General features: G+C 42.0%; 6 protein-coding genes. 2 read left to right on the top strand and 4 right to left on the bottom strand.

All coding sequences use genetic code 11. From position 1 onward, the window contains the following. Positions 1 to 840: aldehyde dehydrogenase family protein (locus tag GRP75_RS19440; protein ID WP_160790102.1), on the bottom strand; the 840-nt coding region annotated here is incomplete at its 3' end. 258 nt (positions 841 to 1,098) lie between these two features. Here GRP75_RS19440 and GRP75_RS19435 point away from each other — a divergent pair. Continuing rightward, complete coding sequence (locus GRP75_RS19435) at positions 1,099 to 1,815, top strand: Crp/Fnr family transcriptional regulator (protein ID WP_160790101.1); 717 nt, start codon at positions 1,099 to 1,101, stop codon at positions 1,813 to 1,815. A gap of 139 nt (positions 1,816 to 1,954) precedes the next feature. Here GRP75_RS19435 and GRP75_RS19430 read toward each other — a convergent pair whose 3' ends face one another. Continuing rightward, complete coding sequence (locus GRP75_RS19430) at positions 1,955 to 2,722, bottom strand: DODA-type extradiol aromatic ring-opening family dioxygenase (protein ID WP_071641517.1); 768 nt, start codon at positions 2,720 to 2,722, stop codon at positions 1,955 to 1,957. A gap of 318 nt (positions 2,723 to 3,040) precedes the next feature. Between GRP75_RS19430 and GRP75_RS19425 the strand changes: the two genes are divergently transcribed. Beyond that, the gene (locus GRP75_RS19425) at positions 3,041 to 3,340 is read left to right on the top strand and encodes a hypothetical protein (RefSeq protein WP_226887755.1); all 300 of its coding nucleotides are present in this window, start codon (positions 3,041 to 3,043) and stop codon (positions 3,338 to 3,340) included. A gap of 124 nt (positions 3,341 to 3,464) precedes the next feature. Here the strand turns inward: GRP75_RS19425 and GRP75_RS19420 are convergent, their stop codons facing one another. Both GRP75_RS19420 and GRP75_RS19415 read right to left on the bottom strand, forming a co-directional pair. Beyond that, a complete protein-coding gene (locus GRP75_RS19420) occupies positions 3,465 to 3,809 on the bottom strand; it encodes a winged helix-turn-helix transcriptional regulator (RefSeq protein WP_013371810.1) in 345 nt (114 codons plus the stop codon). 246 nt (positions 3,810 to 4,055) lie between these two features. Continuing rightward, entirely contained in the window at positions 4,056 to 4,787 is a 732-nt protein-coding gene (locus GRP75_RS19415) for a ThuA domain-containing protein (RefSeq protein ID WP_076159493.1), read from the bottom strand. Between the last annotated feature and the right edge of the window lie 11 nt (positions 4,788 to 4,798).

Here is a 4,798-nt window from a genome sequence, read left to right as displayed (position 1 = left end):
GCAGCCGTTAGCGATCATCAATTTTTTCACTTGTTCGAAGATTGGCTCTTCGATAATAACCGCTTGCTCGGAAGCACAAATCATACCGTTGTCAAAAGATTTAGAGAGGATAAGATCGTTCACGGCCTGCTTGATGTCTGCTGTTTTTTCAATAAAGCAAGGCACGTTACCTGGACCTACACCCAGAGCAGGTTTACCGCAGCTATATGCCGCCTTAACCATGCCTGATCCACCAGTTGCCAGAATCAGAGCCACATCCGGGTGATTCATGAGTGAATTTGTCTTATCCATCGATGGAGCTTCAATCCATTGAATACAATCAGCTGGAGCACCATGTTTGACGGCTGCTTCGAGCAAGACGCGGGCTGCTTCCGCACTACACGATTGAGCAGATGGATGGAAACCGAAAATGATTGGGTTACGTGTTTTAATGGCAATCAACGCTTTGAACATCGTAGTCGAAGTCGGGTTTGTCACTGGAGTGATCCCCATGATAATGCCGACTGGCTCTGCTATCTTTTGAAAACTGTCAAAATCATTGTCTTCAATGACACCGACGGTTTTTTCATTTTTGATACTATGATAGACATATTCTGTTGCAAACATGTTTTTGGTGATTTTGTCCTCGTACACACCGCGTCCTGTTTCTTCAACAGCCAACTTCGCCAGGTACATGTGTTTATCCATCCCTGCGAGTGCCATAGCTTGTACGATTTCGTCAATCTGTTCCTGATTCATACTCATGAAAGCTTGCTGTGCCCGGTTCCCCCGGTCAATCAGCGTTTGAATATACTGCTCTGCGCTTTGCTCTTTTTGGATAACCTCGTTTTTAACAGCCATTTCCCTCATCCTCCTGTTATCTCGTGTACTATCTCTTGTTCACGCACTGATCGTAACACAGCTTTTCAAGATATATTGTGATTTTTTTCACAATCTATTTAAAATTTTATTTTATGAAGTGAATTAAATCACAAAGTTTGGAATTCTGCCACTTTTACCCCCTCTTCTTGCCCCAAAAACGCATTGCGCAGGTATATAATGAATTTGAATTGATCAAGTTGCAGATAAAAAACATAGGATACAAAGGGGAAATGGACGATGAGAAACCCTACAAATGTAATGGAAGCCCGCGGCAACACCTGTTGCTTCTCGGAGGCCAGCTTCAACCGGTTGCAAGTGACGATGAAAGATCGAGTTATGCCAGAAAGCTCGCATCTGTTCTGGGAAGGAGATACAGCGGATAAGCTGTTTTATATTAAGCGCGGACGCGTGAAAGTAACCAAAACAACGGATGAGGGTAAGGAACTTATTCTATATATGTATCAAAGCGGCGATCTTGTTGGTCAAGCCGATCCATTTTTCGGTACTAAGCATTCCTTTTCTGCTGAGGTTCTGGAAGACAGTGATATTGGCGTAATCGATCATACAGATCTGGAGCTACTTATTTGCCAGCATTGTGATTTTGCGATTGACTTTATGAAATGGATGGGTTCGCATCATCGCATTACTCAGACTAAGTTCCGCGATTTGATGATGTACGGCAAGCCTGGCGCTTTATGTTCAACACTCATCCGTCTATGCAATACCTATGGTGAGCCTCACGGCGAACATATCCTGATTCATAAAAAAATTACTCATACTGACTTATCAAATATGATCGGTGCGACTCGGGAAAGCGTAAACCGGATGCTTAGTGATCTACGTAAGAAAAATGCAGTTGAATATGATAATGGCATGATTGTTGTCAAGGATTTGGAAATGCTGCAAGGCGTATGTCATTGTGAATTGTGCCCTCGTGAGATTTGCCGCATATAATAAATCGTTTTTTATGTAAAAGGGAGTGTTATAAGCCATTATAGCTTATAACACTTCCTAATTTATTTCCATTCCTCTACTTATACAGAAGCAGTTGCGAAGCATTTTAACACTAGTCCTTCTTCTGGCAACACACTTTTTAAAACTGTAAGCATAGATAACTTAAATTCCCCATCTCATAGCTTCTATGGATGACCTTGGCTTTGTTTGCAGGATTGCCACTCCCCATTGCAATAAACAACGGTACAAAGTGCTCTGCTCTTGGTACGGCCTGGCGAGCATACGGTGCTTCGCTTTCATAGTGGTCCAAAGCCTCTATATCTCTACTTTGAACTTTTTCAATAATCCAATCATCAAAATCTATAGCCCAAGGTTCTGTTTTCGTTTCCCCCCATTTGACGATACGCAGATTATGAACAGTCACTCCACTGCCAATGACCAGAATATCTTGTTCTCCCAGTCCACGCAGCACTTCACCAATGGCATATTGTGCTTTGGGCGAAAGATATGGATTTACTGAGATCTGAACTACCGGAATGTCTGCCTCAGGATACATACGATGCAACAATGTCCAGGATCCATGATCCAGTCCCCTCACCCGGTCAGTTTGTACGTCAATGCCCTTTTGTTCATATAATTTTTCCAGCTTATTGGCCAGTTCCACAGAACCATGTGCTGGATATTTCACCGTGTACAGTTCCGGTGGAAAACCGCCAAAATCATAAATGGTATCGTACACGTCATCCATCGAACTGATCGTCAACGTTTGCGCTTCCCAATGAGCAGTAAAGATAACAACCGCTTTAGGGCGAATGCTTTTCCCCAGTTGCTCTAAAAATGAAGTATAGTCCGTCTGTTCAATAGCAAGCATCGGTGAGCCGTGGGCCAAAAATAAAGATGGCATCATATAAAGATCCCCTTATCATCAATAGTTTATTTTATTCATTAAGTAACTTTATGTAAGTAATAATACATAAGTAACAAAGTAATGTCAACACAGATTTCAACATACACTTAAAGATCAGAGATTCCATAAATAAAGATTGATATAGGTATAAGGTCATAGTAATATATAACTAATAAATTTTAAAATTTCACTATATTTCGATACAAAGGACTGGTTTCTATGGAGATACATACTTCTAATTGCCCAAAATGCGGTTCCGTTTTTCGTCAAAACCTTAGAAACCTGTGTAGTTCATGTATTCAGGAAGAAAATATATTCTTGGACCGCTGTTCTAACTATCTATGGAAGCATCCTTCTACACATACTCGTCAGCTCAGTGACGTAACCGGCACACCTATAGAATTGCTCACAGATTGGGTAAGAGCAGGCAAGTTTCCCTCCACATACAGTCAGCTTGATTATCCTTGTGAATCCTGCCGTTCCCCCATTTATGCAGGAAGACTTTGCCATTCCTGCTTGGGTACATTCCGTTCGGCCGCGCTGGATATTCAAACCCGTGTGCCCCGCCGTGCAACAGCAGGATTATTCTCAGTTGCAGGGCGCGTCAAAGGCTATTAAGCCGTGCTGCCTATGCAGATCATTTCTGTAAAATGGATAAGTAGTCCTATACACAAAATAAAAAACAGCCTTTTTCCTAGGAAAAGGCTGTTTTGCTATGAGAAACGCTTATTTAGTTTGGTGCTCATCTAATCCATTCCTCAGCCCAAAATTGAATCTGTTCCATAACCGGCTGAAGTGCACGGCCTTTGGTTGTTAGCTCGTATTCAATGCGGACAGGAGTTTCCGGATATACATGACGTGTAAGAATTCCTTCATTTTCCAAATCTTTCATCCGTTCTGATAACATTTTGTCACTCATTGTGGGAATCAGATTGGAAATATCCTTAAACCGCTTAGGACCGCTCATCATGGATTGAATAATTAATCCATTCCAACGCTTACCCAAACATGAAAAGGCGGTTTCAAAACGCGGACACATTTTTGTAAATTGCGGTTGACTCTCCAAATTTTTCACCTTCTTTTGCATTTCGGTTTGATAAAGCTTTCCTTTTGTTAGTATATATCATTTTAGCATACTTTATCCCGAAAGAAAACACTTTCTTCTTAAATTAAATACCTGCGCTGATAAAGTTGCCATGACCAAAACTGATTATACAACAAACCAACACAGCAGGTATATGTCTAAATCGTTAAATACAAAAAGGCGGAATCCCTAGAGGTTCCGCCTATCAATCTGTTCATTATACAGCTCATCAAAATGTGATGATTGTTATTATACCAACACTCCACCGAGAGGTCTTACAGGTTCACTTCTACCATATATTGGTTTGTTGATACTTGTCGGAGAAGTCCAACGAATGCTGTTGGCGATAACTTTCAAAATATCAGGCTGGTAATAAGTCGGATAGGTCTCATGACCTGGGCGGAAATAGAATATCTTACCGCTACCTCGGCGGAAAGTACATCCGGTTCTAAATACTTCGCCGCCTTCAAAGTTACTAACAAATACCAATTCATCCGGCGCTGGAATATCAAAGAACTCGCCATACATCTCTTCCTGCTTCAACAAAATTTTGGCGTCTATGCCTTCTGTAATAGGATGTGACGGATTCACCGACCAAATAATCTCCTGTTCACCTGCCACCCTCCATTTCAGATCACAGCTAGTGCCCATTAGGGCTTTGAATGGCTTTGAAAAATGGCCCGAGTGCAGCACGATCAAGCCCATTCCTTCCTGCACTCGCTTTACAACACGCGCAGTAACTTCATCGCTCACCTGATCGTGGGCTTTATGCCCCCACCACAGCAGCACATCTGTGGAATTCAGGATCTCTTCTCCCAAACCATGCTCGGCATCGTCACGAAGAGTAGCTGTTCGAATGGCAAATCCCTCTCCTGCCAGGCCGTCAGCCAACGCTTTGTGTATCCCGTCAGGATATATCTGTTTGGCTTCATCATTCAACTTTTCGTTCAAAAATTCATTCCAAATAGTGACGTTAATCATCAACATTTCCC

This window comes from Paenibacillus sp. OT2-17, from assembly GCF_009827695.1.
Lineage (GTDB): Bacteria > Bacillota > Bacilli > Paenibacillales > Paenibacillaceae > Paenibacillus > Paenibacillus polymyxa_B.
Note: the sequence above shows the minus strand (reverse complement) of the source record. Positions and strands in the feature narration are given on the sequence as shown.